The sequence below is a fragment of the Pantoea sp. ANP04 genome (assembly GCF_041982285.1).
Lineage (GTDB): Bacteria > Pseudomonadota > Gammaproteobacteria > Enterobacterales > Enterobacteriaceae > Pantoea > Pantoea eucalypti.
The window spans coordinates 1-25,183 of the sequence record NZ_JAUTYS010000005.1; the positions used below are offsets into that span (position 1 = coordinate 1).

General features: G+C 57.9%; 23 protein-coding genes, 1 tRNA gene and 1 other RNA gene. 11 read left to right on the top strand and 14 right to left on the bottom strand.

What is annotated here, in order from left to right:
* Positions 1-120 precede the first annotated feature (120 nt).
* Both Q7C21_RS08620 and Q7C21_RS08625 read left to right on the top strand, forming a co-directional pair.
* Positions 121-196 (top strand) — tRNA-Lys (locus Q7C21_RS08620).
* Between the two features lie 43 nt (positions 197-239).
* Positions 240-374: non-coding RNA, RtT sRNA (locus Q7C21_RS08625), on the top strand.
* 376 nt (positions 375-750) lie between these two features.
* On the opposite strand, the gene Q7C21_RS08630 is transcribed toward Q7C21_RS08625, so the two are convergent.
* The gene (locus tag Q7C21_RS08630) at positions 751-2,226 is read right to left on the bottom strand and encodes an AlkA N-terminal domain-containing protein (RefSeq protein ID WP_105099401.1); all 1,476 of its coding nucleotides are present in this window, start codon (positions 2,224-2,226) and stop codon (positions 751-753) included.
* 158 nt (positions 2,227-2,384) lie between these two features.
* Between Q7C21_RS08630 and Q7C21_RS08635 the strand changes: the two genes are divergently transcribed.
* The 3 genes from Q7C21_RS08635 to pnuC all read left to right on the top strand — a co-directional run bounded on the left by Q7C21_RS08635 (position 2,385) and on the right by pnuC (position 4,861).
* On the top strand, positions 2,385-2,927 hold the full coding sequence (locus tag Q7C21_RS08635; RefSeq protein WP_105099400.1) for a methylated-DNA--[protein]-cysteine S-methyltransferase: 543 nt from the start codon (positions 2,385-2,387) through the stop codon (positions 2,925-2,927).
* 126 nt (positions 2,928-3,053) lie between these two features.
* Positions 3,054-4,115, top strand: a complete 1,062-nt coding sequence (gene nadA / locus Q7C21_RS08640) for a quinolinate synthase NadA (protein WP_375150619.1) — start codon at positions 3,054-3,056, stop codon at positions 4,113-4,115.
* Between the two features lie 23 nt (positions 4,116-4,138).
* A complete protein-coding gene (gene pnuC, locus Q7C21_RS08645; protein ID WP_008925033.1) occupies positions 4,139-4,861 on the top strand; it encodes a nicotinamide riboside transporter PnuC in 723 nt (240 codons plus the stop codon).
* Here pnuC and zitB read toward each other — a convergent pair.
* The 4 genes from zitB to Q7C21_RS08665 form a co-directional block, all read right to left on the bottom strand.
* Positions 4,855-5,838 carry a CDF family zinc transporter ZitB gene (zitB, locus tag Q7C21_RS08650; RefSeq protein WP_008925034.1) on the bottom strand — a complete coding sequence of 328 codons (984 nt, stop codon included), beginning with the start codon at positions 5,836-5,838 and terminating at the stop codon, positions 4,855-4,857. The genes pnuC and zitB overlap by 7 nt on opposite strands.
* Positions 5,816-8,872: an ATP-binding protein gene (locus tag Q7C21_RS08655; RefSeq protein ID WP_375150693.1), complete on the bottom strand. Its 3,057-nt coding sequence runs from the start codon at positions 8,870-8,872 to the stop codon at positions 5,816-5,818. The genes zitB and Q7C21_RS08655 overlap by 23 nt, the downstream gene beginning before the upstream one ends.
* 14 nt (positions 8,873-8,886) lie before the next feature.
* Positions 8,887-9,468, bottom strand: a complete 582-nt coding sequence (locus Q7C21_RS08660) for a response regulator transcription factor (RefSeq protein ID WP_008925036.1) — start codon at positions 9,466-9,468, stop codon at positions 8,887-8,889.
* Positions 9,469-9,566: 98 nt separating this feature from the next.
* The gene (locus tag Q7C21_RS08665; protein ID WP_003851898.1) at positions 9,567-9,935 is read right to left on the bottom strand and encodes a YbgS-like family protein; all 369 of its coding nucleotides are present in this window, start codon (positions 9,933-9,935) and stop codon (positions 9,567-9,569) included.
* A 287-nt stretch (positions 9,936-10,222) separates the two neighbouring features.
* Between Q7C21_RS08665 and aroG the strand changes: the two genes are divergently transcribed.
* A complete protein-coding gene (gene aroG, locus Q7C21_RS08670) occupies positions 10,223-11,275 on the top strand; it encodes a 3-deoxy-7-phosphoheptulonate synthase AroG (RefSeq protein ID WP_003851896.1) in 1,053 nt (350 codons plus the stop codon).
* A 74-nt stretch (positions 11,276-11,349) separates the two neighbouring features.
* Here aroG and gpmA read toward each other — a convergent pair whose 3' ends face one another.
* The 6 genes from gpmA to modE form a co-directional block, all read right to left on the bottom strand.
* Complete coding sequence (gene gpmA / locus Q7C21_RS08675) at positions 11,350-12,102, bottom strand: 2,3-diphosphoglycerate-dependent phosphoglycerate mutase (RefSeq protein WP_003851893.1); 753 nt, start codon at positions 12,100-12,102, stop codon at positions 11,350-11,352.
* A gap of 151 nt (positions 12,103-12,253) precedes the next feature.
* Positions 12,254-13,288 carry a galactose-1-epimerase gene (galM, locus tag Q7C21_RS08680; RefSeq protein ID WP_286866652.1) on the bottom strand — a complete coding sequence of 345 codons (1,035 nt, stop codon included), beginning with the start codon at positions 13,286-13,288 and terminating at the stop codon, positions 12,254-12,256.
* Positions 13,282-14,430 (bottom strand): galactokinase, encoded by a 1,149-nt coding sequence (gene galK, locus Q7C21_RS08685; protein WP_182630000.1) that lies wholly within the window; start codon positions 14,428-14,430, stop codon positions 13,282-13,284. Before galK ends, galM begins: the two co-directional genes overlap by 7 nt.
* Positions 14,427-15,473, bottom strand: coding sequence for a galactose-1-phosphate uridylyltransferase (gene galT / locus Q7C21_RS08690; RefSeq protein WP_375150620.1), 1,047 nt, complete (start codon positions 15,471-15,473; stop codon positions 14,427-14,429). Before galT ends, galK begins: the two co-directional genes overlap by 4 nt.
* Positions 15,474-15,710: 237 nt before the next feature.
* Positions 15,711-17,183 carry a molybdate ABC transporter ATP-binding protein ModF gene (gene modF, locus Q7C21_RS08695; RefSeq protein WP_375150621.1) on the bottom strand — a complete coding sequence of 491 codons (1,473 nt, stop codon included), beginning with the start codon at positions 17,181-17,183 and terminating at the stop codon, positions 15,711-15,713.
* A gap of 69 nt (positions 17,184-17,252) precedes the next feature.
* Positions 17,253-18,035 carry a molybdenum-dependent transcriptional regulator gene (gene modE / locus Q7C21_RS08700; protein WP_187512740.1) on the bottom strand — a complete coding sequence of 261 codons (783 nt, stop codon included), beginning with the start codon at positions 18,033-18,035 and terminating at the stop codon, positions 17,253-17,255.
* Between the two features lie 136 nt (positions 18,036-18,171).
* Here modE and Q7C21_RS08705 point away from each other — a divergent pair, with 136 nt between their 5' ends.
* The 4 genes from Q7C21_RS08705 (at position 18,172) to modC (ending at position 20,990) form a co-directional block, all read left to right on the top strand.
* Positions 18,172-18,327, top strand: coding sequence for an AcrZ family multidrug efflux pump-associated protein (locus Q7C21_RS08705; RefSeq protein WP_008925042.1), 156 nt, complete (start codon positions 18,172-18,174; stop codon positions 18,325-18,327).
* A gap of 145 nt (positions 18,328-18,472) precedes the next feature.
* Positions 18,473-19,246: a molybdate ABC transporter substrate-binding protein gene (gene modA / locus Q7C21_RS08710; protein ID WP_375150622.1), complete on the top strand. Its 774-nt coding sequence runs from the start codon at positions 18,473-18,475 to the stop codon at positions 19,244-19,246.
* A complete protein-coding gene (modB, locus tag Q7C21_RS08715) occupies positions 19,243-19,932 on the top strand; it encodes a molybdate ABC transporter permease subunit (RefSeq protein ID WP_008925044.1) in 690 nt (229 codons plus the stop codon). Before modA ends, modB begins: the two co-directional genes overlap by 4 nt.
* A complete protein-coding gene (gene modC / locus Q7C21_RS08720; protein WP_003851877.1) occupies positions 19,932-20,990 on the top strand; it encodes a molybdenum ABC transporter ATP-binding protein ModC in 1,059 nt (352 codons plus the stop codon). The genes modB and modC overlap by 1 nt, the downstream gene beginning before the upstream one ends.
* Here modC and Q7C21_RS08725 read toward each other — a convergent pair whose 3' ends face one another.
* Positions 20,991-21,809, bottom strand: a complete 819-nt coding sequence (locus Q7C21_RS08725) for a pyridoxal phosphatase (RefSeq protein ID WP_078804201.1) — start codon at positions 21,807-21,809, stop codon at positions 20,991-20,993.
* Between the two features lie 155 nt (positions 21,810-21,964).
* Here Q7C21_RS08725 and pgl point away from each other — a divergent pair, with 155 nt between their 5' ends.
* Complete coding sequence (gene pgl, locus Q7C21_RS08730; RefSeq protein ID WP_039659206.1) at positions 21,965-22,966, top strand: 6-phosphogluconolactonase; 1,002 nt, start codon at positions 21,965-21,967, stop codon at positions 22,964-22,966.
* Positions 22,967-23,286: 320 nt separating this feature from the next.
* Here pgl and Q7C21_RS08735 read toward each other — a convergent pair whose 3' ends face one another.
* Positions 23,287-23,763 carry a kinase inhibitor gene (locus Q7C21_RS08735; RefSeq protein WP_013357177.1) on the bottom strand — a complete coding sequence of 159 codons (477 nt, stop codon included), beginning with the start codon at positions 23,761-23,763 and terminating at the stop codon, positions 23,287-23,289.
* Between the two features lie 75 nt (positions 23,764-23,838).
* Positions 23,839-25,143, bottom strand: coding sequence for an adenosylmethionine--8-amino-7-oxononanoate transaminase (gene bioA / locus Q7C21_RS08740; RefSeq protein ID WP_039659209.1), 1,305 nt, complete (start codon positions 25,141-25,143; stop codon positions 23,839-23,841).
* Positions 25,144-25,183: the final 40 nt, after the last annotated feature.

Here is a 25,183-nt window from a genome sequence, read left to right on the forward strand (position 1 = left end):
GTCGTTAGCTCAGTTGGTAGAGCAGTTGACTTTTAATCAATTGGTCGCAGGTTCGAATCCTGCACGACCCACCATCTTATCTCAGACGCCTAGTGCGCTGAACGGTTGTAAGCCCCCAGCGGGTCGTTAGCTCAGTTGGTAGAGCAGTTGACTTTTAATCAATTGGTCGCAGGTTCGAATCCTGCACGACCCACCAATTAAGAAAGAAGCGCCCTTTGGGCGCTTTTTTCGTTTCCGGGGCACGGACTTTACCGTGCAGGGTGAGAACCTGCAGCAGGTTCGACTGAATCGCCCGGCGATTCAGGCTGATGCGTCAGCATCACCCGGAGGGCGAGGCCCTGGGAAGGGCCGAGGCAATCCTGCACGACCTACCAATTAAGAAAAAAGCGCCCTTTGGGCGCTTTTTTCGTTTCTGCAGTATCACAGACTTGCGTTGAATGTAAAAAGCCAATGGCGTTTAAGGTGTTGTGAAGTCTGACCTGGATTGCTGTGAGATCGAGACTGCTTAGGGAACACGGTCAGATCGGAAAGACGCAAAAGCCGTCATCCATGACCTGCTCGGCCCGCGCCGTCCTGGCGCGGGACGCTTTCCTCTTCTGATCCTGTTCCCTGCGCATCGAACTTATTCGTTGCTGGAAGATTCAGTCGGCTGCGAGTCTGTAATCAGTCTGGAAGAGGCTCTGCATTTTTAGTTTCTGCGATACCGACTATGCAGGTCAGGGCAGACAATCCGCATCCTTACATTGACCGTCACGGCTTTTTCTTCACCTTCGCCACTGCCAGGCTCTCCCAGATATGCATCACCGCATAGCTGCGCCAGGGACGCCAGGATTGCGAGCGCGCTTCTGCTTCTTTAGATGACATGCCGCCCAGGTTATTACGGATGGCGATATCCTCTTTGGGAAAGGCATCCGGCCAGCGCAGGGCGCGCATCGCGATATAGTGCGCGGTCCAGGGACCAATGCCCGGCAGGCTGACCAGCTTTTTTATTACCTCATCAGGCGGCTGCGCGGCACTGAGACGCAGATCGCCGCTGGCGCAGGCGGTGGCAAAGGCGATGATGGCGCGGGAGCGGGCAGCGCTGACGATGCCCATCGGCGCAACGTCATCCACCGTCAGTGCTGCGATGCGTTCAGGAAGCGCGGTGTAGCGGGTCAGGTCGGCAAAGGGCGTTTCACAGGGCTCGCCAAAGGCGGCGGCAAATCGGCTGCTGACTGTGGTGGCGGCTTTGACGGTCACCTGCTGGCCGATAATAGCGCGCACGCCAAGTTCAAAAGCGTCGAAGGCGCCCGGCACACGCAGACCAGGATGTGCAATCAGGCTGGGTGCCAGCAGCGGGTCCTGAGCCAGACAGGCGGCGATACGCTGCGGCTGCGCGTCCAGGTCAAACAGATCGCGCAGGCGGCGCAGCAGCAGCGGCAGAACCGGCGTCAGTGAGGTTGAGAGCGTCACCTGCAGCGCGTTCTTCTGCGGCAGATGGGATACACTGACCCAGCCCCGATAACGTCCCAGCGCCACGGTGCGTCGCCAGCAGCCATCTTCCACTGCCTCAACTTCCTTCATCAGGTGTGTCTGCAAAAACCAGAGCATCGCCGCCCAGTCGTAGGGCGGGCGATAGGCCAGCCGCAGCGTCACGCGGTCGCCGGGCTGCGCACGCTTCGCGCCTGTATCGTCGCGGCGCAGCGCGCTTGGCGTCATGCGGTAGCGAGCCTGGAAAACATCATTAAAACGGCGCAGACTGCTGAAGCCACTGGCGTAGGCGACCTCTGTGACCGGCAGTTGCGTTTCTGTCAGCAACTGCTTGGCCAACAGCATTCGCCGTGTCTGCTTCAGCTCCAGTGGTGAGACGCCGAGTTCATGTTGCACGATACGGCGCAGCTGACGCAGGCTGAGACTGAACTCAGCGGCAATCGCCTCCAGACCTTCGCGCTCCTCCAGCATGCCTTCCTCAATGCGCTGAATCAGCTGCTCCGCCACGCGATGCGGCTGATCGACAGGCGCATTGCCGGGTGCCAGCTCAGGCCGGCAGCGCAGGCAGGGGCGAAAGCGCGCTTTCTCCGCCGCCTCGGCGCTGCTGAAGAAAAGACAGTTTTTCTGCATCGGCGCTTTGACCGGGCAAATTGGGCGGCAATAGATACCGGTTGAGGTCACGCCCACAAAGAAAACGCCGTCGAAGCGGGTATCACGTGAGGTCAGCGCCTGATAGGCAATGTCGGGATCGAGCATGGCATTTCTCCGGTAAATAAGCGCAGCCTACAGGGGGGAATCCCGGCAGACTGGCTGTTTTCGGACAGTACAACAGTTTATAACCATGACCGAAAACAGCCAGTCAGGCTGATGAAAAGTGCGATACTGGACGACGGAACCGTGACGGGAGAATCACCATGTACTACTTCAAACAGATAGTTACCCCGGTGGGCGAGCTGAAGCTGGTCGCCAGCGATATCGGCCTGGCGGGGATTTTGTGGGAAAACGACGATCCAAAACGCACCCGGTTTTTACCTCAAACGCGCAATGACGATCATCCCATTCTGATCGAAACCGCGCGTCAGCTCAGCGAGTACTTTACCGGTGCGCGACGCTGTTTTGCGTTGCCGTTCGACATGGTCGGCACCGACTTTCAGAAAAAAGTCTGGCAGGCGCTGGTGGCGATACCGTTTGGTGAGACGCGCAGCTACAGCCAGATTGCACGGGAGATCGGCCATCCACAGGCGGTGCGCGCGGTCGGCGCGGCCAACGGCCGTAATCCACTTTCCATTGTCGCACCGTGCCATCGCGTGATCGGTGCCAACGGCAAGCTGACCGGCTTTGCGGGCGGCCTGGAGACCAAAGCTTTCCTGCTGGCACTGGAAGCGCCGCAGAAAACGCTGGTGCTGGCAGATGAAACGCAGACGGGCAGGGTCGGTGCTGTAACGCAGGCAGAGTAAAAATCTCACGACACAGTGTGGCTTTTCCGTTATCTTGTTTAGCATATAAAACACGACGGCAGATTCATCGCCAAAATTCGCCTCCGCAGGTGATTTTCGTTAATTAGACAAAACGAGAGCTGTGTCATGAGTGTAATGTTCGATCCTGAAAGCGCCGTTTATCCTTTTCCACCGAAACCCGCCCGCCTGAGTGACGATGAGAAGACGTTTTACCGTGAGAAAATCAAAGCGCTGCTGAAAGCGCGAAACGCGGTGATGGTGGCGCACTATTACACCGATCTGGAAATTCAGGCGCTGGCGGAAGAGACAGGCGGCTGCGTCTCGGACTCGCTGGAAATGGCGCGTTTCGGCAGCAATCATTCGGCGACCACACTGCTGGTGGCGGGCGTACGCTTTATGGGTGAAACCGCCAAAATCCTCAGCCCCGAAAAAACCGTGCTGATGCCGACCCTGCAGGCGGAGTGCTCACTGGATCTTGGCTGTCCCATTGAAGAGTTTAACGCCTTCTGTGATGCGCATCCCGATCGCACTGTGGTGGTCTATGCCAATACCTCGGCGGCCGTCAAAGCCCGCGCCGACTGGGTGGTGACCTCCAGTATTGCGGTAGAGCTGATTGAGCATCTCGACAGTCTGGGTGAAAAGATCATCTGGGCACCGGATCGTCACCTTGGCCGCTACGTCACCCGGATGTCGGGCGCAGATGTGCTGTGCTGGCAGGGCGCCTGCATTGTGCATGACGAGTTCAAAACCCAGGCGCTGCAGCGCATGAAAGCGCTCTATCCCGATGCGGCGGTGCTGGTGCATCCTGAGTCACCGCAGGCGATTGTCGATCTGGCAGACGCGGTAGGCTCGACCAGCCAGCTGATTCAGGCGGCGAAATCCCTGCCGCATCCGCAGATGATTGTGGCGACCGACCGCGGCATCTTCTACAAAATGCAGCAGGCGGTGCCGGATAAAGAGCTGCTGGAAGCGCCGACCGCCGGTGAAGGGGCAACCTGCCGCAGCTGCGCGCACTGTCCCTGGATGGCAATGAACGGCCTTAAAGCCATCGCAGAGGCGCTGGAGTCGGGTGGGGTGGAACATGAGATTCAGGTGGATGAGACGCTGCGAGAGGCGGCGTTACTGCCGCTTAATCGCATGCTATCCTTTGCGGCGGAACTTAAACTCAATGTGAAGGGCAACGCTTAAGCGTTCCCGGACAGGTGCTCTGCATGGACTTCTTCAGCACACATAATATTCTGGTTCATATTCCTCTGGGTGCCGGAGGCTACGATCTCTCATGGATTGAGGCCATTGGCACGCTGGCGGGCTTACTCTGTATCTGGTTTGCCAGCCTGGAAAAAATTATTAACTATCCGTTTGGCCTGATTAACGTCACGCTGTTTGCGGTGATCTTCTTTCAGATCCAGCTCTATGCCAGCCTGCTGCTGCAGCTCTTCTTCTTTGCCGCCAATCTCTATGGCTGGTACGCATGGAGCCGACAGACCGAAGATCATCAGGCGGCGCTGAAAATCCGCTGGCTGCCGCTGCCTAAAGCGCTGGCCTGGACAGCAGGGTGTGTGATTGCGATTGCGCTGATGACCCTCTATATCGATCCGGTGTTTGCGCTGTTAACCCGTGCGGCGGTAACGCTGATGAACGGTCTGGGCCTGTCGGTGGCGATGCCTGCGCTGCAGCCGGATGCCTTCCCGTTCTGGGATTCCTGCATGATGGTGCTGTCTATTGCCGCGATGGTGCTGATGACGCGCAAATATGTGGAGAACTGGCTGCTGTGGGTCATCATCAACGTGATTAGCGTGATGATCTTCGCCCGCCAGGGTGTCTATGCGATGTCGCTGGAGTATGTGATTCTGACGCTGATTGCGCTGAACGGATCACGTATGTGGATCCGCAGCGCGCGGCAACAGGGTTCCCGCGCGCTGTCAGCTCAGTGAGTGTGCTTGTCGCCTTTAACATGGTCATGATCGTGGTCGTGAGAATGACTGTGGTCATGGCCGGTGGCAGCCGCACTGCCTGAGCCGAGTTCACACTCGGCACCGGCGCAGGGCTGGTACTCCATCTGCACCGTCGCGTGCGCGATCTGATAGTTCTCGCGCAGATAGTCGTGAATGCGATGCAGCAGCGCATCATGATCGTAAGGCGGGATCACCTGCGCATGCAGCGTCAGCATCGGCTTTTCGCCCACCTGCCACAGATGCACATGGTGAACATTGCGCACCTCGGCGATGTTCAGGGTGAGATCCCGTGTCAGCTTGTTCACATCCAGTGAATGCGGAGCCCCTTCCAGTAACTCCTGCAGACTCTCACGCAGCAGCGACCAGGCGCTGCGTAGCACCAGCAGTGACACCAGCAACGACAGTATCGGGTCGATGGGCGTCCAGCCGGTCAGCATTATAATTACTGCCGCCACAATCGCGCCCACTGAACCGAGCAGGTCACCCATCACATGCAGCGCCGCGGCCCGCACGTTGAGGTTCTTCTCTCCGCTGCCATGATGCAGCAGCCAGAACGAGAGCAGATTGGCCAGCAGGCCGCCGATCGCGATTCCCAGCATCAGTCCGCCGGTCACCGGTTGCGGGTCGGCAAAGCGGCGCACTGCTTCCCAGACGATCAGCGCAGTAATGCCGAGCAGTGCAATGGCGTTAATAAATGCGGCTACCGTGGTCAGACGCAGCAGGCCAAAGGTGTGACGTGCATTGGGTTTACGGCGTGAGAAATGGACCGCCAGCAAGGCCATCAGCAGTGCGGCGGCATCGGTCAGCATATGCCCGGCGTCCGCCAGCAGCGCCAGTGAACCAGAGAGCCAGCCGCCAATGACTTCAGCAACCATGAAGACGACGGTCACCCCGAAGGCGGCCGCCAGACGCGTGCGATTACTATCCTGCCCGCTATGAGTGTGGGTATGTGCCATAAGTTTCCAGTTTTTTCAGTAACCTGTTTGCTAATAATATCAGTAATTGCCACGTCTCAGACGGGTCCTGATGCTGTTTTACCTGCTCCGTCAATTGCTGGCTGAGCTGCGCGCCATGCTCCAGCCCCACCAGTAAAAAGCTTCCTTTCATCCTGTGTGCCGCCTCAGCGAACGGCGTCCAGTCCGCACGATCATGCGCCGCCTGCATCGCAGCCAGATCCTGCGTGACCGTGTTGTGCAGCGTCTGGCTCAGACGGTTGAGGAATTTTTCATTCTGCTGTGCCAGTTGCCACAGATTGTCATCCAGTGACGCCAGCGGATCGTCCTGCCACGCCTGCTGCCACTCTGCCAGCAACGCGCTGAGATCGCCTAACTGCACCGGTTTGATCAATACCCGCTCCCGCTCCTCAAGCGAGCGCGACAGCAGCTGCGCATCAGCCGAGCAGAGTACCCGCATCGCCTGCCGTCTCCGCTGGCGGTCACGCCGACGCAGTATCCGCAGCAGCAGCGTGCCGTCGGGACGCGGCATCATCTGGTCGATAAACAGCAGGTCATAAGGTTGCTGCGCATCGGCCTGCAGCAGCGCACGTCCCTGCTCAAAGATGTCAGCCTGAATGGCAAAGCGTGCCAGCTGCTGCTGCATCACCAGCAGGTTAGTCGGGTGGTCATCCACAATCGCCACCCGCAGCTGCGGAAAACCGGGCAGGGCGGATTCGTCCACGTGGTTTGCTGGCGTGCAGATCTCAAGCGGCAGCGTCACAGTGACCTGAGTGCCGAGCCCCGGTTCTGAGGCGAGCCGGATATCGCCGCCCATCCGCAGCACTATTTCGCGGCAGATAAACAGCCCCAGGCCGCTGCCCTGCACCGAAACTGATTTTCCGGACGGCGCCTGATACCAGGGATCAAACAACTTCTGCTGTTCCTCCGATGGGATACCGCTGCCGCTGTCGCTCACTGTGAGAATCAGCTGTTGATCCTGGGCAGCCAGGGTCAGGCGAATCGTGCCGTGACGCGTAAATTTCAGCGCATTGGTCATCAGGTTGTTGATCACCTGCTGCAGGCGATCGGCATCGATGAGCACCGTGTCAGGCAGCGGCGTCAGCGCCTCGACAATCAGACGCGGCCCGTCACCGCGCATTAACGGGTGATAAAAGTGCTGCTGCTGGCTGAGCCATTGCGCCAGCGCCAGTGGACGGGGTGCCAGGGTAAAACTGTTGCTCTCAATGCGGGCATGGTCCTGCAGGTCATTCAGCAGCGTCAGCAACGATTGAGCGCTGCTGTGAAGCAGCGTCAGGTTCTGGCTGCTGTGCTGCTGTTTTTCCAGCTCAAGCAGCCCCAGGATAGCCTGCATCGGCGTGCGCAGCTCATGACTGACGGTTGCCAGAAACTGGCTTTTCATCGCATTGGCATGCTCTGCCTGTTCACGCTGCTGACGCTCGCGGCGCTGTTGCCAGTAACGGCGTGCCAGCAGCAGCAACAGCAGCACAATGGCCGCACCGGCCACCGCCAGCACCATCATTGGCAGCGAACCCATTGCCATCACGCTGCCGGGCTGCGGCGGGGTAGACCAGCTGTCGCGCATCTGGCTCTGGGTATCGGCCGGGATCTGCTGCAGAGCGCGATCCAGCAGCGTACGCAGCACCGCCTGGTCGGGTGCGACGCCGAGCGCGATGGGCCAGGCGATGTCGCTGGCGGCAAAGGCCAGGTGGATGCGCGCATCATCGCGGCTGGCAATACGCCAGCGGGCGGAAAGCACATTATCGACCAGCACATCGATCTGCCCTTTTGCCAGCGCGTCATAAAGGCTATTACGGTCGGCAAACTGCAGGGGCTGCAGATCCGCAGGCAACAGACGCAGCGCCAGGTCATCCTGCAATACACCAATCCGTTTGCCGCGCAGGTCGCGCCAGTGCGCCAGCGTGTCAGACTGGATGCTGTAGATGCCCCACAGCGCCCGCCACACCGGCAGCGACGTACTCTGCATCGCATCGCCGTTCAGCGGCTGCATCAGCTGCAGCATCGCCTGCTTTTGCTCAATCAGGGTGCGTGCCTGACGGGGATTGCTGACCCATACCGGCTCAAACTGCAATCCTGTGCTCTGTGCTATCGCTTTCAGCAAGTCCACGCCATAACCTCTGGCGGTGCCGCTGGCATCGCGGTAGCTCCAGGGATAGTTGTCCGGTTCGGCGGTGTAAGTAACGCGCGGATGATCGGCGATCCAGGCGCGTTCAGCGGGGCTGAGCATCAGGGTCTGCGTATCCTGATAGCGCGGCAGGTTACTGCTCCAGCGCGCCTGTAGCGTGTTCATCAGTTCCGCTGGCAACTGACGCAGGCTCTGATTAATCCAGCTGATAAGCTGGGGATCACGTGCCACCGCGCGCAGGTTGAGCTGTCCGGCCTCGATGTGAGAGGCGATCTGGTAAATCTGGCCCTGCTGAAGCTGGCTTAACAAAAAACCGGCGCTGGTCTCATCTGCCACCACATAGTCATTCTGCTGATTGAGCAGGGTGTAGAGCGCCTGCAGATCGCTGCTGTAGCGTCTGAAGCTGTGGCGGGCCGCCAGCGCGGGCGGCAGTTGGGCCAGCGTGCTGTCGCTGATCGCCAGTTGGGCATTCTGGCTGTTAAACATCACGGCACGCTGGTTTTGCTGATTGCGGTAGACCCGCAGCGGGCTGCTGTACCAGTTATCGCTGCTCAGGGTGCCGGCTGGCAGGGGCGTGACCCACATGCCCAGCGCGAAATCAATCTGGCCGCTGCTCAGTGCCTGCATGAGATGCGGCTGATCGCTGTACAGGTTGAGGGTGAACTGCGCGCCGGTCAGCTGTCGCAGCGCGGAAAGATAGTCGGCATTGATGCCATAGAGGTCATTGCCGATGCGCATTGTCCAGGGCGCGTGGTTCTCTTCCAGCAGGCCAACGCGCAGAATTTTGCCCTGCATGGTTTCCGCGTGCGTCACCGGCAGCATCATCGGCAGATTGACGCTGCTCACCGGACGCACCTCAGCCAGCGCGGAGCCGCACAGCAACAGCAGCATCAGCAGAAAAACTCTCACTGCTGTGCCTTCCACAGATCGGCCAGTTCTACCACCGAGCGGGCACCGGTTTTTTCCAGAATATTTTTCTTATGGGTACTGACCGTTTTATTGCTGATGTGCAACTGGGCAGCAATTTGCAGATTAGACAGCCCGCTGGCCAGTAGGGCCAGAATCTGACGCTCTTTCTGGGTTAACGGGAGTTCAGGCTCATCATCCATCTCCGGGAAAGCCGTCTGTCCGCCGAGCACGGCAAGGATAGCGCTGAGCAACTGCGCCATACGCTGGCTTTTCACCACATAACCGGCGGCACCCAGCGCCTGAGCGCGACGCACATAGTGGCGGGTCTGCTGCGCGGAGTAGATGAGGACCGGGCAATCGGGTCGATGGATCTTCAGGCGACGCAGGAACTCCAGCCCATCACTATCCGGCAGGCCGATATCCAGCACGATAATGTCCAGTGACTGCTGAAGCAGGGGACGGGCGGCTTTTTCACTGCTGGCAGAGAGGAGCTGAACCGGAATAGGTGACTGGCTCAGGGCGGCTTCAAGTGCCACTTCAACCAGCGGATGATCGTCTATCAGAAGCAAAACAGCCATGAAGGATTCCCTGTAAATTTCACAGGATTAGCATAGCGGAAGAGTGGGGCAGAGGGGAGAAAAACCCGGAGAGCCGAAGCGCGCCGGGTTAAACAGAATTACTGGGTGGTGCCGTCGGTTTTGGTATCTACGTCACCGCCGCCCACTTTAGTCTGAACTTTTTTATTAATGTTCGGACATTTGCCATCTTTACACTGGGCGTTCTGGTCCATTTCGTTAGCAGACATATTACCATTGCTGGTGGTGCTGCCAGACGTTGCAGGATTAGTGTTGTTGCCGGTGTTATTAATTTTATCGTTATCAACTTTGTTTGGCGGCAGATTTTCATTTGCGCCGCCCGCTGCTGCACCTGCACTGGCCGCCTGATTAGCTGTACCATTGTTGCTGCTGCTGTCCGCAGCCAGTACCGCACCGCTGCTCAGTGTCATTGCTGCTGTCAAAAAAACTAAGGCAAACTTTTTCATCATTATGCTCCCGTTAATAAATGAAGTTGCTTTAAGCCCAGAGGTGCAATTTCGGGTAATAAAATCCCTGACGAAATAAAATTCGCCGGTTGGCTTAAACAGGGTAATTAAATCTGGTAAGCGGGATGTTCCTCAGTGCTTACTATTAAAAAGTTTAGTCGCTAACCTGATTAATGCAAATATGACCCGCACATTTAACCCGCAGCGGGAATTTACACCCCTGGCGCTTCGGGCTACATTGGGCAGGTTGTGTCCGGCGGGCGCCGGGCCAGAAATAAAATGGAATCAGTATGAATTACCAGAACGATGACTTACGCATCAAAGAGATTAAAGAGCTGTTACCTCCGGTTGCGCTGCTCGAAAAATTCCCGGCGACCGATCGTGCTGCACAAACCGTTTCACAGGCCCGTCAGGCGATTCATCAGATCCTGCAGGGCAAGGATGACCGCCTGCTGGTGGTGATTGGACCCTGCTCCATTCATGACACACACGCGGCGAAAGAGTATGCCGATCGCCTGCTGGCGCTACGTGATGAGCTGAAAGGCGAGCTGGAAGTGGTGATGCGGGTCTATTTTGAAAAGCCGCGCACCACGGTGGGCTGGAAAGGGCTGATCAACGATCCGTATATGGACAACAGCTATCAGCTCAACGACGGTCTGCGTCTGGCGCGTAAGCTGCTGCTGGACATTAACGACAGCGGTTTACCGGCGGCGGGCGAGTTTCTGGATATGATTACCCCGCAATACGTGGCTGACCTGATGAGCTGGGGCGCGATTGGTGCGCGTACCACAGAATCTCAGGTTCACCGTGAGCTGGCATCGGGTCTATCCTGTCCGGTGGGTTTCAAAAACGGCACCGATGGCACCATTAAGGTCGCGATCGATGCGATTAACGCGGCAGGTTCGCCACACTGTTTCCTGTCAGTGACGAAGTATGGTCACTCCGCGATTGTTGAAACCAGCGGCAACGGTGATTGCCATATCATTCTGCGCGGCGGAAAAGAGCCAAACTACAGCGCGCAGCATGTGGCTGAGGTCAAAGAGGGTCTGGCAAAAGCGGGTCTGCCACAGCAGGTGATGATCGATTTCAGCCATGCCAACAGCAGCAAACAGTTCCAGCGTCAGATGGTCGTGGCAGACGATGTTGCACAGCAGCTGATTAACGGTGAGCAGGCGATTGTCGGTGTGATGATTGAGAGTCATCTGGTGGAAGGTAACCAGAGCCTGGAGAGCGGCGAGCCGCTGGTCTATGGCAAAAGTGTTACCGACGCCTGCATTGGCTGGGAAGATACCGACAAGGTGCTGCGTCAGCTGGCGGCAGCGGTTAAACAGCGCCGCGGCTGATTTGCCTGGCCAGACGTTGTCATCAATAAAAAAGGCCAGACTTTCGTCTGGCCTTTTTGCCTTTCAGCGAGAAATTACTTCGCTTTACCCTGATTCGCAACGGCTGCAGCTTTCGCGGCGATCTCGTCCTGGTCGCCCAGGTAGTAGCGTTTCAGCGGTTTGAAGTTTTCATCGAACTCATACACCAGCGGTACGCCGGTAGGGATGTTCAGTTCGAGGATTTCATCTTCGCTCAGGTTATCCAGATATTTTACCAGTGCACGCAGTGAGTTGCCGTGTGCGGCAATGATCACTTTCTCACCGCTTTTGATGCGCGGCAGAATGGTGTCGTTCCAGTAAGGGATAACGCGGTCGATGGTCAGCGCCAGGCTTTCGGTGGTTGGCAGCTGCTCTGGGGTCAGTTTCGCGTAACGCGGGTCATGGCCCGGGAAGCGCTCATCTGAACGATCCAGCTCTGGCGGGGTGACGGCAAAGCCGCGACGCCACTGCTTAACCTGCTCGTCGCCATATTTGGCGGCAGTTTCAGCTTTATCCAGACCCTGCAGCGCACCATAGTGACGCTCGTTCAGACGCCAGGTTTTCTCAACCGGCAGCCAGGCCTGATCCAGCTCATCCAGCACATTCCACAGCGTATGAATGGCACGCTTCAGTACGGAGGTGTAAGCAAAATCAAAAACAAAGCCCTCTTTCTTCAGCAGCTGACCTGCTGATTTGGCTTCGCCACGACCTTTCTCAGAAAGGTCAACATCATACCAACCGGTAAAGCGGTTTTCGTTGTTCCACTGGCTTTCGCCGTGTCGCACCAGAACCAGCTTAGTTACAGCCATAGCTTAACTCCTTAATACTGTGATGTTTCTGTGAGATTGGAAACCTGCTGCTGCCCGCCTGATACACGAGCTGATTGCGCCATACCATAACGGAAAAGCGGGCAGCGCGTAAGCCTGTGTGTGACGCACTGCGCGTTTTTCAGCCGGAGGCTCAGCGTGGCGTGAAGCGATAACGCGTCACCGATTCCCAGCGATCTCCCGGCTGCAGCCAGCAATCAGGCTGAGGCCACTCAGCGTGATTAGGCGAATCCGGTAAAAATTCACTCTCCAGCGCAATGCCCTGAAAGGCATTATAGCTCGCCTGCTCACGGGCACGGGTGCCCGCCAGATAGTTGCCGGAGTAGAACTGCAACGCTGGGGCCGAGGTAGTCACGCTGAGCTGTAATTTTCCATCTTCTGACCAGAGTTCTGCCGCAGGCTGACTCTCGTCGCCGGCGCTGTTCAGCAGAAACGCGTGGTCATAGCCCTTTACTGCACGCTGGTCGTCATCTGCCAGGAAATCCTGCGCCACGACTTTAGCGTTGCGGAAATCAAAGCTGGTATCGGCGACCGCTTTTAGCGGCGCATTCGGAATGCCTTCGCTGTCGACCGGTAAATACTGGTCGGCGTGCAGTTGTAAGCGATGCTGGCGGACATCGCCATGATGCGCATCAAGATTAAAGTAAGCATGGTTGGTCAGATTGACCGGGCAGGACTGATCGCAACGCGCTTCATAACTGATGCTCAGGCAGTTCTGATCATCCAGCTGATAGCGCACGTCAGCAATCAGATTGCCCGGATAGCCCTGATCGCCATCCGGTGAATCGATGCGGTAATGCACTTCGCTGTCAGACTGACTGACAATTTGCCAGCGGCGTTTATCAAAGCCTTCCGGTCCGCCATGCAGCTGATGTACGCCCTGGTTAGGCACCAGCTGACGGTTAAGTTTATTGAGTTTTGCGCCAGCGATGCGGTTAGCGTAGCGGCCCACGGTGGTGCCCAGATAGGCATCCTGGTGCAGATAGTCAGAGGGCGTGGCGCAGCCGAGCAGCGCTTCACGCACCGTGCCATCCTGCATCGGTACGCGGGCAGAGAGCCAGGTCGCCCCCCAGTCCATAAAAGTTGCCAGCATGCCGTTGGCATTGCGCAGCACGGTTATGCGCCACGGCTGACCGTCGGGCGCATGGGAGTTGACGTCATTCAGCATTGGCCGGCTCCTTCAGAGGCTTTACAGACGTAGAAGGTCTCTTTGATGCCGGTCGCGGCTTCATACTGTTCTGCCACGGCGGCTTTAACCTGATCGATGAGGTCCAGTGGCATCAGTGCCACGATGCAGCCACCAAAGCCGCCGCCGGTCATACGGACGCCGCCGCGCTCACCAATCTGCGCTTTCACGATCTCAACCAGCGTATCGATCGGCGGCACGGTGATTTCGAAATCGTCACGCATTGAGGCGTGAGAGTCGGCCATCAGCTGGCCCATACGGGTCAGGTCGCCCTGCGTCAGCGCATCGGCGGCTTCCAGGGTACGGGCGTTCTCGGTCAGAACGTGACGCACGCGTTTGGCGACCTGTGGATCGAGCTGCGACTGTGCCGCTTCAAACTCGGCCAGTTCAACGTCACGCAGCGCTTTCTTATTGAAGAAACGCGCGCCCGCTTCACACTGCTCGCGGCGGGTGTTGTATTCGCTGCCGACCAGCGTACGACGGAAGTTGGAGTTGATGATCACCACCGCGATATCTTCCGGCATCGACACCGGACGGGTGCCCAGGGTGCGGCAGTCGAGCAGCATAGCGTGATCTTTCTGGCCCAGTGCGGAGATCAACTGGTCCATGATGCCGCAGTTACAGCCAACGAACTGGTTCTCCGCTTCCTGACCATTAACGGCGATGGCTGCGCCATCCAGCGGCAGGTTATAGAGCTGCTGTACCACGGTGCCGACCGCCACTTCCAGCGAGGCCGATGAGCTGAGGCCCGCCCCCTGTGGCACATTGCCGCTGATCACCATGTCGATGCCGCCGAAATCGGCGTGACGCTTCTGCAGATGTTTCACCACGCCACGCACATAGTTGGCCCACATCGGTTCCTGCACGCTGACAATCTCTTCATCCAGCGAGAACGTGTCCTGCGCATTCTCATAATCGGCAGCGACCACGCGAATCTGGCGATCGTCACGGCGGGCACAGGCGATGACCGTCTGATAATCGATAGCGCACGGCAGCACGAAGCCGTCGTTATAGTCAGTGTGCTCGCCAATCAGATTAACGCGGCCCGGTGCCTGAATGGTATGGGTGGCAGCGTAGCCAAATGCGTCAGAAAAAAGCTGCTGCGTGATGGTTTTTAAGCTCATTGTTGTGCCTCACGGAAGTGAACGTCGCTGACAGAACGCAGACGTTCCGCCGCCTGTTCCGCCGTTAAATCGCGTTGGGTTTCGGCCAGCATTTCATAGCCAACCATAAATTTACGCACCGTTGCTGAACGCAGCAGCGGTGGATAGAAGTGAGCGTGCAGCTGCCAGTGATCGTTGGCTTCGCCATTAAACGGCGCGCCGTGCCAGCCCATTGAGTAGGGGAAGGAGCACTGGAACAGATTGTCGTAGCGGCTGGTCAGCAGCTTAATGGCTTTTGCCAGGTCGGCGCTCTGGGCTTCGCTGAGGTCCGTCAGCTGTTTAACGTGCGCTTTCGGCAGCAGCAGCGTTTCAAACGGCCAGGCCGCCCACCACGGCACCACAGCCAGCCAGTGTTCGGTTTCCACCACGGTGCGGCTGCCATCCTGCTGCTCACGGGCCAGATAATCGACCAGCATCGGCGAGCCATGTTTAGCGAAATAGTCGCGCTGATGATCATCTTCACGCTGCGCTTCATTTGGCAGGAAGCTGTTGGCCCAGATCTGACCGTGCGGATGCGGGTTGGAGCAGCCCATCGCCGCGCCTTTGTTCTCAAACACCTGCACCCACGGGTAGTGCTGACCCAGATCGGCGGTCTGCGCCTGCCAGGTGCGCACCACTTCCTCCAGCGCGCTCAGTGACATCTCCGGCAGCGTTTTACTGTGATCGGGCGAGAAGCAGATGACCCGACTGGTGCCGCGTGCGCTTTCACAGCGCATCAGGATATCGTCGCTCTCGGGCGCGTCAGGCGTGTCGTTCATCAGTGCGGCAAAGTCGTTGGTAAAGACGTACGTGCCCGCATAGTCCGGGTTTTTATCGCCGGTAATGCGGGTATTTCCGGCACACAGGAAGCAGTCCGGATCGTGCGCCGGTAAAGTATTGACCGCCGGGGTTTCCTGCGCGCCTTGCCACGGACGTTTGGCCCGATGAGGTGAAACTAAAATCCATTGATCAATCAGTGGATTGTAACGGCGATGCGGGTGATCGACCGGGTTGAATTTGTCCATGTGAGATCCTGGTAAGCGTCAAAAGCCAAAGAGGCATCGGTAAAAAGTAGCACATCAGCGCGCCCGAAAGCGTGATCAAGTCTGGATAAATGGTATCGTTTACACAAGCTGAATATTCTTATTTCGAGGCATTGTGTGCGGTTATGCGGGGTTAAAGACGGTGCTGAATGGTAGCGCTTACACCAATATGCTTTAAAACGCCGCGGTAGCGGCGTTGAAAGACGTGATGTGAAAGCTTTAGCGCACCGTTTCCTGCTGAAAAACGTAACCGCCATTATCGGGAACAAAGCTCAGGCGATGTGTGATGCAGGCGGGCGCATCTTCAGCGTGATGCGAAACGAACAGCAACTGAGTCCGCCCTTCGCCAATCAGCACATCCACAAAGCGCCGCACCAGCTGGCGGTTAATCGGGTCCAGTCCCTGCAGTGGCTCATCCAGAATCAGCAGCGTCGGATGCTTAACCAGCGCGCGGGCAATCAGCACCAGTCGCTGCTGTCCCCAGGAGAGTGAGTGGAACGGCGCATCGCCCAGCCGATTATCCATTCCCAGCAGCGTAAGCCATTGCTGTGTCAGCGCTTTTTGCCGGTCAGATGCCGCCTGATAGAGACCGATAGAGTCGAAGAAGCCCGACAGAATGACCGTTCGCACATTGGTGCTGACGCGATAATCAAGATGCAGGCTGCTGCTGACATAGCCAATATGCTGTTTGATCTCCCAGATGGTTTCGCCGCTGCCGCGACGGCGCCCAAACAGGGTTAAATCATTGCTGTAGCCCTGCGGGTGATCGCCGGTCACCAGGCTGAGCAGGGTCGATTTTCCGGCACCGTTTGGTCCGATGATCTGCCAGTGCTCGCCGGCGTTGACCTGCCAGTTCAGCCCCTGAATCACCGGCTGGTCGTTGTACGAGACGGTGCCGTTGCGCAGAATAACGCGCGGGGCATCATCTGTCAGTGAGGGTAACTGATCCGACGCATCTGCCTCGGGTAACGCCATTCCCATCAGCTGTTCACTGTGCGCCAGCTGTGCCACCAGTGCTTCCGTTAAAATGGCCTGGCGCGGCCCGCTGTGGGTGAGCGTACATTCTGCCAGTACGCCAACCTGCTGAATGAAATCGGGAATGTCGTCAAAGCGATTGAGCACCAGCACCAGGGTAAACGCGGGATGCTGCAGGCTGCGCAGCGTGTCGGTCAGGCTGGCGCGTGACGCCACATCCAGTCCGTCAAATGGCTCATCCAGAATCAGCAGATCGGGCTCGCTCATCAGCGCCTGGCAGAGCAGGGTTTTACGGGTTTCGCCGGTGGAGAGATATTTGAAGCGACGGGACAGCAGCGGTTCAATGCCAAACTGCCGGGCAAGCTGTTTGCAGCGATCGGGCTGCTGCACCTCCGCCTGAATCACCTCTGCCACGGTCAGTCCGGTATCTTCTTCGCCTTCGCTGAGCATATCGGTGTTGTTACGCTGCCACTCCTGCGCCACCAGGGTCTGTAACTGCTCCAGCGACAGCCGGACCGGCTTTCTGAAATCGCTGCTGACGGAACCGGCCAGCGGTGGCAGTTCACCGGAAAGCGCGCGCGCCAGAGAGGATTTACCGCTGCCGTTGGCACCGACAAAAGCCCAGCTTTCGCCGCGCTGCAGTTCCACCTGATTCAGGTTCAGTGTCCGTGTATCGCTAAGATGAAACGTGCCTTGCAAAATTTGCAATGAAGCCATGATCTGTTCCATTTTCTGCATCGTGTCACTGAGTTGTAACCATTGCCCGTAATGAAGTCAAATCAACGGCTAGAGCAGGGTAGCGACAATGGCATTTTCCGCGTTAAAGCTGGCAATCACAGCGTCGCCTGGCTGAAGCTTCAACTGCTGCAGCTGATCGTGACTCAGGGTGGCGCACAGGGTTTCGCCGCTGGCAAGCTGCATCAGCACTTCGCTCATCTGCTCACCGGGCTCGATGGCACTGACTGTGACTGGCAACTGATTATCTTTTTCAGCGGCGTCACGGCTGATACGGATCCACGGGGCTTTAATCAGTACCAGCACCTCTTTACCTGCAGCCAGTTGCAGACGATCGGCGCTGCGCTGGGTCAGCGCCACATTGAGCTGTGTGACGCCATCAGCAAGCTGAATCATAAGATGCTGGACCACCTGCTGCGCATCGTTGCTGATCACGGTGCCAAACAGTTGATTGCGGGCGCTGGTCTGCAGAGAGAAGCGGGCGATGGCCGCCAGCAGACTGTCGAGCGGCAGCGTATCCTGCTGCAGGGCATCGAACGCTTTCTGCTGAATCTGTTCCATCAGCTGAAACAGCTGTATCAGGCGTTCACCGTAGCGGGTCAGCGTGGCACCGCCGCCGCCTTTACCGCCCGTTGCCCGCGCCACCAGCGTTTCATCCGCCATCTGGTTCATCTCATTAATGGCATCCCAGGCACTTTTGTAGCTGATGCCCGCCAGCTTCGCCCCCTGACTGATCGATCCGGTCTGTTGCACGCGTTTCAGCAGCTCAATACGCCGGGGATCGGCAAACAGTTTCTGTTGTAAACGGATATGAAGGGACAGTTCGGCTTCCATGACAGCTCCGGCAAAGGGTTAAGGCGAAGGCCGATGATAGCGGCGTTTTGTGACCAAAGTAAAAGCACGAAAAGGGCTGCGCAAAATTTTCCTGACCCGTTACAATCACTTTTTTGTTAGCAGAGTGAGACTCTCCATGCTGGAATTACTGAAAAGCCTCGCCTTCGCCGTCCTGATGGTGCCTGTGGTGATGGCGCTGATGCTGGGTATGATTTATGGCCTGGGTGAAGTGTTTAACGTCATTTCTAAAATTGGTCATCGCGAAAAATCCTCAGCCCGTTCGCACAATTAATTGCTGCCACGCCCGCCATCGTCGCGGGCGTGGTCGTTATTATTCCTCTCTGATTTAACCTTTTGTTCCTCCTGCCGATAATTTACTGAACCTCCCGGTCATTGCGTTATATTATCCACTACACAACGTATAGCCGGAGAAAATCATGTCATTGAATTACACCCGCTGGGGCGCAGCGGCGCTGATCACTGTTTCGCTGGCCGGGCAGGCTGTGGCCGCCGATAACATTACCGTGTTTGCCGCAGCGTCACTGACCAACGCGATGCAGGATATTGCCAGTCAATACAAGCAGGAAAAAGGGGTGACGGTGGTCTCTTCATTCGCCTCATCGTCAACGCTGGCGCGCCAGCTGGAGCAGGGTGCGCCTGCCGACCTGTTTATCTCTGCCGATCAGCAGTGGATGGATGATGCGGTGGTTAAAAAAAGCGTGATCACACGCACTCGCTACACGCTGCTGGGCAACGATCTGGTGCTGATTGCACCACGTAGTGCGCCAGCTAAAGCGGTGACGCTGGACGCAAAGACCGACTGGAAAACACTGCTGCACGGTGAACGTCTGGCGGTTGGCGATCCGGACCATGTTCCGGCCGGCATCTACGCCAAAGAGGCGCTGCAAAAGCTGGGCGCCTGGGAAAGCGTTGCGCCTGTGTTAGCGCCAGCCAATAATGTGCGCGCGGCACTGGCGCTGGTGGAGCGAAACGAAACACCTTATGGCATTGTCTATGGCTCGGACGCTGTTGCCAGTGACAACGTGCAGGTGGTCGGGCGTTTTCCGGCAAACAGCCATAAACCGGTGGAATATCCGATGGCGATCGTGAACGAGCACGACAATGCGACTGTTAAAGCGTTTTATGATTATCTGAAAGGACCGCAGGCTGCGGCTATCTTCAAACATTACGGATTCACACCGACGAAATGATACTCAGCGATCCCGAATGGCAGGCGGTACTGCTTAGCCTTAAAGTCTCTGGCATAGCCGTGCTGGGCAGTCTGCCGTTTGGCATCCTGATGGCCTGGATTCTGGTGCGCTGCCGTTTTCCCGGCAAAGCGCTGCTCGACAGCCTGATCCACCTGCCGCTGGTGCTGCCGCCGGTGGTGGTGGGTTATCTGCTGCTGATTAGCCTGGGCCGGCGCGGCATCATTGGCGAAAAGCTTTTTGACTGGTTCGGTTTCAGCTTTGCTTTCAGCTGGCGTGGCGCCGCACTGGCGTCTGCCGTCATCGCCTTTCCGTTGATGGTGCGTGCCATCCGGCTGGCGCTGGAGGCGGTGGATATCCGGCTGGAGCAGGCGGCCCGCACGCTGGGTGCCGGGCGCTGGCGGGTCTTTTTCACTATCACGCTGCCGCTGACGCTGCCTGGCGTGATTGTCGGGACGGTGCTGGCGTTTGCCCGTTCGCTGGGTGAATTCGGGGCCACCATCACCTTTGTTTCCAATATTCCCGGCGAGACGCGCACGCTTCCGCTGGCGATGTTTACCCTGATAGAGACTCCCGGTGCAGAGGGCGCGGCGGCGCGCCTGTGCGTTATCGCTATCGTGCTGGCGCTGGCGTCACTGCTGGCGTCGGAATGGCTGGCTCGCGCAGGCCGTAAGCGGATGGGAAGCTGATGCTATCACTTAACTTTATGCAGCAGCAGGGCGATCACCAGCTGGAGGTTGACCTGCAGATCCCGGCCAAAGGGATCACCGCTATTTTTGGTGTTTCCGGTGCCGGTAAGACGTCCCTGATTAACGCGATTAGCGGGCTGACCCAGCCGCAGCGCGGGCGGATCCAGCTTAACGAGCGTCTGCTGTTTGATGCGGAGCAGAAAATTGCGCTGCCGCCTGAAAAACGACGCATTGGTTACGTGTTTCAGGATGCGCGGCTGTTCCCGCACTATCGGGTTCGTGGCAACCTGCAATACGGTATGGCGCCGGCAATGAAAGCGCAGTTCGACAGCCTTGTGTCGCTGCTGGGTCTGGAGGCGTTGCTGCCGCGCTTTCCGCTGTCGCTGTCTGGCGGGGAAAAGCAGCGGGTCGCGATAGGCCGTGCGCTGTTGACCGCACCGGACATGCTGCTGCTGGATGAGCCGCTGGCGTCGCTGGATCTGCCGCGCAAACGTGAACTGATGCCGTATCTGCAAAAACTGGCGAAACAGGTCGATATTCCGATGCTTTACGTTTCTCACAGTCTGGATGAGATCCTGCATCTGGCGGATAACGTGCTGGTGCTGGATGCGGGCAAGGTCAAGGCCTTTGGTCCGCTTGAGCGGGTCTGGAGCAGCAGCGCGATGCGGCCGTGGCTGCCAGTAAGCGAACTGACCAGCGTACTGCGGGTGCTGGTGCTTGAGCAGCATCCCGACTATCCGATGACCGCGCTGTCGCTGGGCGACCAGCATATCTGGGTCAGCCGGGTGAATCAGCCGGTGAAAACGCCACTGCGTATTCGCATCGCCTCTTCTGATGTCTCGCTGGCGCTGCAACCGCCGCAACACAGCTCCATCCGCAACATTTTACCGGCACAGGTGGTAGAACTGCTGGAGGTCGGCGATCAGGTGGAAGTGAAGCTGCGTATTGGTATCAGCGAGCTCTGGGCGCGCATTACGCCGTGGGCGCGTGATGAACTGGGCATCCGGCCGGATCAGTGGCTCTATGCCCAGATCAAAAGCGTCTCCGTGACGCCCTGATTACAACACGTACTGACGGAGGGTATCGGCAATACCGGTTTCAAGGTTGGTGCCGATCACCCGCTTCGCCCGCGCTTTGATCGCGTCGTCGGCATTGCCCATCGCCACACCCAGCCCGGCCGTTTCCAGCATGCTGAGATCGTTGTAGTTATCCCCGAATGCGATCACATCAGACATGTCCAGCCCCAGTGATTCAACCCACTGCGCCAGCCGTTTGCCTTTGCTATTGCCGCCTTTGGCGATATCCACCTGATCGTGCCATGACCATTCGCAGGCCAGACCCAGCTCCGCTTCAGCACGGGTGGCGAACTGCTGCAGTTCCTCATGATTGTCGTGCGACAGGGCAAACTTCCAGATTGAACCGGCGTCACGCGCCGCCTGTGCTAAGTCGGGCACCTGAATGAACAGCGGACGCTGATGAGCAGGCAGTGATTCGGCCCACTTCAGGGTGCGCATCACGTGACCGGTGGGCGTCTGATAGAGCATTGCATCATCCACGTAGAGCAACCCGTGAATACGCTGCTGATCCAGCATCTCAATGACCCGTAACGCCAGTTGCGGGTCCATGGGATCGGACGCCAGCACCTTTTTTGCCTGGTAATCATACAGGTAGGTACCATTACAGCAGATTGCGGGGGTATCCAGCTGTAATGCCTGATAAAAAGGATGAATAGCGCAGTGATGGCGTCCGGTGACGATAGCGACATGAACGCCCGCCTGTCGGGCCTGGTTTAACACATCGATTGACTGCGGCAGAATCGTCTTGGCTGGGGTCAGCAGCGTGCCGTCGAGGTCGAGGGCAATTACACGGTAGCTCATTAATCCTCACGTTTTTCCAGGTTTGCAGGGGCTGAAGTCTACACCTGACCACGGCCCGGAGACAAAAAACAGGGCACAAATGATTCCAGCGTAGGGCAATAAAACGCGCTACAGTGATTCAAAGATCATGACAAGGCAGCAAAAAAGGAGAATGCATGAAACAGGTTGTTTACACCGCCAGTCCCGAGAGCCAGCAGATTCACGTCTGGCAGATGAATGATGAGGGTGCGCTGACGTTGCTTCAGGTGACCGATGTCGCCGGCCAGGTTCAGCCGATGGTGGTGAGTCCGAAACGCGATTTTCTCTATGTCGGCGTGCGTCCCAATTTTCGCGTGCTGGCGTTTAAGATTGCCGCTGATGGCACGCTGACCGAAGCGGGTCAGGCACCGTTGCCCGGCAGTCCGACCCACATTTCCACCGATCGTGAGGGCCGGTTCCTGTTCTGCGGCTCCTACAATGATGCCTGCGTCAGCGTCAGCCCCATTGGCGATGACGGCATTCCGCAGGCTCCGCTGCAGGTGATCAACGGTCTGGATGGCTGCCACTCGGCCAATATCGACACTGACAATAAGACCCTGTATGTACCGGCACTGAAGCAGGATCGTATCTGTCTGTTCTCGCTGGGCGCTGACGGTCAGCTGACGCCGCGTAAGCAGGCGCAGGTCACGACAGTAGAAGGTGCAGGCCCGCGTCACATGCAGTTCCATCCGGGCGGTCAGTTCGCTTATTGCGTAAATGAGCTCGACAGCACGGTTGAGGTTTGGGCATTAAATACGGGTGAAGGTGAAGCAGAAAGCGTGCAGACGCTGGATATGATGCCACCGGATTTCACCGGTACGCGCTGGGCTGCGGATATTCACCTGACGCCGGATGGCCGTTTCCTCTACGCCTGCGATCGCACCAGCAGCACTCTGGCGGTGTTCAGCGTCAGCGAGCTGGGTGACGAGCTGACCCTGGAAGGGTTCCAGCCGACAGAAACACAGCCGCGCGGATTCAATATCGATCACAGCGGACGCTATCTGGTGGCAGCGGGACAGAAATCGCATCACATCGAAGTCTATGCGATTAGCGAACCAAAAGGGCTGTTACAGCCGCTGGGACGTTATGCAGTAGGGCAGGGCCCGATGTGGGTCGTGATTCATCAGTTGCAGGCGTAACGCACCACGAAAAATGCCTCTCCCGGGCGGGAGAGGCGTGGCTGCCAGCTGTGAGATCCTGCAGACACAGGGAACAGGGTCAGATCGGAAAGACGCAAAAGCCGCCATCCATGGCATGCTCGACCCGCGCAATTACGCACCTCATCCCTGAGGTGCGCCCGTTGCCGGGCCAACGCGTTGCGTTGTTCAAAAACGCTCCCGGCGTTTTTGTCCCTGGCGCGGGACGCTTTCCTCCTCTGACCCTGTTCCCTGCAATTTAAGCTAACGCGTTGCTGCCAGATCATTCAGCTTTAGGCTTGTCAGTGGTCAGTCTTACTGAATTACTGATAATTCACGGTCAGCGAGGCGCTCGCCAGTGCGTGGAAATGCACATTAAAGCCGACCATTGCGCCGCTGGCGCCTTCATCCACCTCAATCGTCTCCACATCCAGCGCATGTACGGTGAAAATGTAGCGATGGGTTTCACCCTGCGGCGGCGCCGCGCCACCGTAGCCCGCCTGACCGAAATCGGTACGGGTCTGAATTGCGCCTGCTGGCAGTGACGCTTTGCCGGAACCGGCACCCTGTGGCAGTGACGTGGTGCTGGCCGGAATATTCGCCACCACCCAATGCCACCAGCCTGAACCGGTCGGCGCATCAGGATCGTAGCAGGTCACCACGAAACTTTTGGTGCCTTCCGGCGCCGCTTCCCAGGCAAGATGGGGAGAGATATTCTCGCCCTGATAACCCATGCCGTTGAAAACATGCTTTTCAGGCATCTTCTCGCCGTCATTAAAATCCTGACTAAAAACGCGCATCACATCTCCTCAATTGTCGATGAATAGCCTTTCATCATAACCAAAAGCGCCACCAGTGCCAGCGGTCAGCCCGCTTCAGGCAGCAAAATGTTGCGAATGTTCCAGCGCGCCGCCTATCGCCTGCACCAGCTGACTCAGTGCCTGTGGCGTGATGATGTAGGGCGGCATCAGGTAGATCAGACGACCAAATGGCCGGATCCAGACGCCCTGTTCAACAAAGAACTGCTGCAGCGCCGCCATGTTGACCGCCTGATGCGTTTCCACCACGCCAATTGCGCCCAGCACGCGCACATCAGCCACCTGCGGTGAGTTGCGTAGCGGCAGCAGCTCAGCGCGCAGCTGCTGTTCAATGGCGGCCACCTGATGCTGCCAGTCTCCTTCCGCCAGCATGGTCAGGCTTTCTGCCGCGACCGCGCAGGCCAGCGGGTTGCCCATAAAGGTCGGGCCATGCATGAAACAGCCTGCCGCGCTGCGACTGATGGTGTCGGCCACGTCACGGGTGGTCAGCGTCGCCGCCAGCGTCATCATGCCGCCGGTCAGCGCTTTACCGACGCAGAGTATATCCGGCGTGATGTCCGCGTGTTCACAGGCGAAGAGTTTGCCGGTGCGGCCAAAGCCGGTTGCGATCTCATCGGCGATCAGCAGCACGCCATAGCGATCGCAGGCTTCCCGCACCTGCTGCAGATAGCGTGGATGGTAGAAACGCATGCCGCCCGCACCCTGTACTATTGGCTCCAGAATCACCGCCGCCAGCTGCCGGTGATGCTGTTCAATCAGACGGGCGAAATCATCGAAATCGCGCTCGTCCCACTCATCATCAAAGCCGCAGGCGGGAGCCGCCGCAAAGTGATGCTCCGGCAGATAGCCGCGCCACAGGCTGTGCATTGAGTTCTCAGGATCGCACACCGACATCGCGGCAAAGGTATCGCCGTGATAGCCGCGTTTCAGCGTCAGGAACTGCTGGCGGGTTTCGCCCCGACCCAGCCAGTACTGCAGCGCCATCTTCATCGACACTTCCACCGCCACCGAGCCGGAATCGGCCAGGAAAACGCACTCCAGCGGCTCAGGCGTTATCGCCACCAGCTGACGGCAGAGCGCCACCGCCGCCGGGTGGGTAATGCCGCCAAACATCACGTGCGACATCTGTGTGACCTGCTCCGTCAGCGCCCGGTTCAGGCGGGGATGGTTATAGCCGTGGATCGCCGCCCACCATGATGACATCCCATCTACCAGCTCACGGCCATCGGCCAGTTGCAGCTGAAAACCCTGCGCGGTAACAACCGGATAGCAGGGCAGTGGATTCTGTATTGAGGTGTAGGGATGCCAGATATGCTGGCGGTCAAAACGGGCATCATCTGAGGAAAAAACAGGGGTAGTCATCGGAGTTGTAAACCAAAATAAAAAAATATAGTTTACAAGT

Excerpts from the sequence above, each read along its gene's own strand:
- Q7C21_RS08630 (WP_105099401.1), bottom strand. The coding sequence starts at position 2,226 with ATGCTCGATCCCGACATTGCCTATCAGGCGCTGACCTCACGTGATACC.
- Q7C21_RS08635 (WP_105099400.1), top strand. The coding sequence starts at position 2,385 with ATGTACTACTTCAAACAGATAGTTACCCCGGTGGGCGAGCTGAAGCTG.
- nadA (WP_375150619.1), top strand. The coding sequence starts at position 3,054 with ATGAGTGTAATGTTCGATCCTGAAAGCGCCGTTTATCCTTTTCCACCG.
- pnuC (WP_008925033.1), top strand. The coding sequence starts at position 4,139 with ATGGACTTCTTCAGCACACATAATATTCTGGTTCATATTCCTCTGGGT.
- zitB (WP_008925034.1), bottom strand. The coding sequence starts at position 5,838 with ATGGCACATACCCACACTCATAGCGGGCAGGATAGTAATCGCACGCGT.
- Q7C21_RS08655 (WP_375150693.1), bottom strand. The coding sequence starts at position 8,872 with ATGCTGCTGTTGCTGTGCGGCTCCGCGCTGGCTGAGGTGCGTCCGGTG.
- Q7C21_RS08660 (WP_008925036.1), bottom strand. The coding sequence starts at position 9,468 with ATGGCTGTTTTGCTTCTGATAGACGATCATCCGCTGGTTGAAGTGGCA.
- Q7C21_RS08665 (WP_003851898.1), bottom strand. The coding sequence starts at position 9,935 with ATGATGAAAAAGTTTGCCTTAGTTTTTTTGACAGCAGCAATGACACTG.
- aroG (WP_003851896.1), top strand. The coding sequence starts at position 10,223 with ATGAATTACCAGAACGATGACTTACGCATCAAAGAGATTAAAGAGCTG.
- gpmA (WP_003851893.1), bottom strand. The coding sequence starts at position 12,102 with ATGGCTGTAACTAAGCTGGTTCTGGTGCGACACGGCGAAAGCCAGTGG.
- galM (WP_286866652.1), bottom strand. The coding sequence starts at position 13,288 with ATGCTGAATGACGTCAACTCCCATGCGCCCGACGGTCAGCCGTGGCGC.
- galK (WP_182630000.1), bottom strand. The coding sequence starts at position 14,430 with ATGAGCTTAAAAACCATCACGCAGCAGCTTTTTTCTGACGCATTTGGC.
- galT (WP_375150620.1), bottom strand. The coding sequence starts at position 15,473 with ATGGACAAATTCAACCCGGTCGATCACCCGCATCGCCGTTACAATCCA.
- modF (WP_375150621.1), bottom strand. The coding sequence starts at position 17,183 with ATGGCTTCATTGCAAATTTTGCAAGGCACGTTTCATCTTAGCGATACA.
- modE (WP_187512740.1), bottom strand. The coding sequence starts at position 18,035 with ATGGAAGCCGAACTGTCCCTTCATATCCGTTTACAACAGAAACTGTTT.
- Q7C21_RS08705 (WP_008925042.1), top strand. The coding sequence starts at position 18,172 with ATGCTGGAATTACTGAAAAGCCTCGCCTTCGCCGTCCTGATGGTGCCT.
- modA (WP_375150622.1), top strand. The coding sequence starts at position 18,473 with ATGTCATTGAATTACACCCGCTGGGGCGCAGCGGCGCTGATCACTGTT.
- modB (WP_008925044.1), top strand. The coding sequence starts at position 19,243 with ATGATACTCAGCGATCCCGAATGGCAGGCGGTACTGCTTAGCCTTAAA.
- modC (WP_003851877.1), top strand. The coding sequence starts at position 19,932 with ATGCTATCACTTAACTTTATGCAGCAGCAGGGCGATCACCAGCTGGAG.
- Q7C21_RS08725 (WP_078804201.1), bottom strand. The coding sequence starts at position 21,809 with ATGAGCTACCGTGTAATTGCCCTCGACCTCGACGGCACGCTGCTGACC.
- pgl (WP_039659206.1), top strand. The coding sequence starts at position 21,965 with ATGAAACAGGTTGTTTACACCGCCAGTCCCGAGAGCCAGCAGATTCAC.
- Q7C21_RS08735 (WP_013357177.1), bottom strand. The coding sequence starts at position 23,763 with ATGCGCGTTTTTAGTCAGGATTTTAATGACGGCGAGAAGATGCCTGAA.
- bioA (WP_039659209.1), bottom strand. The coding sequence starts at position 25,143 with ATGACTACCCCTGTTTTTTCCTCAGATGATGCCCGTTTTGACCGCCAG.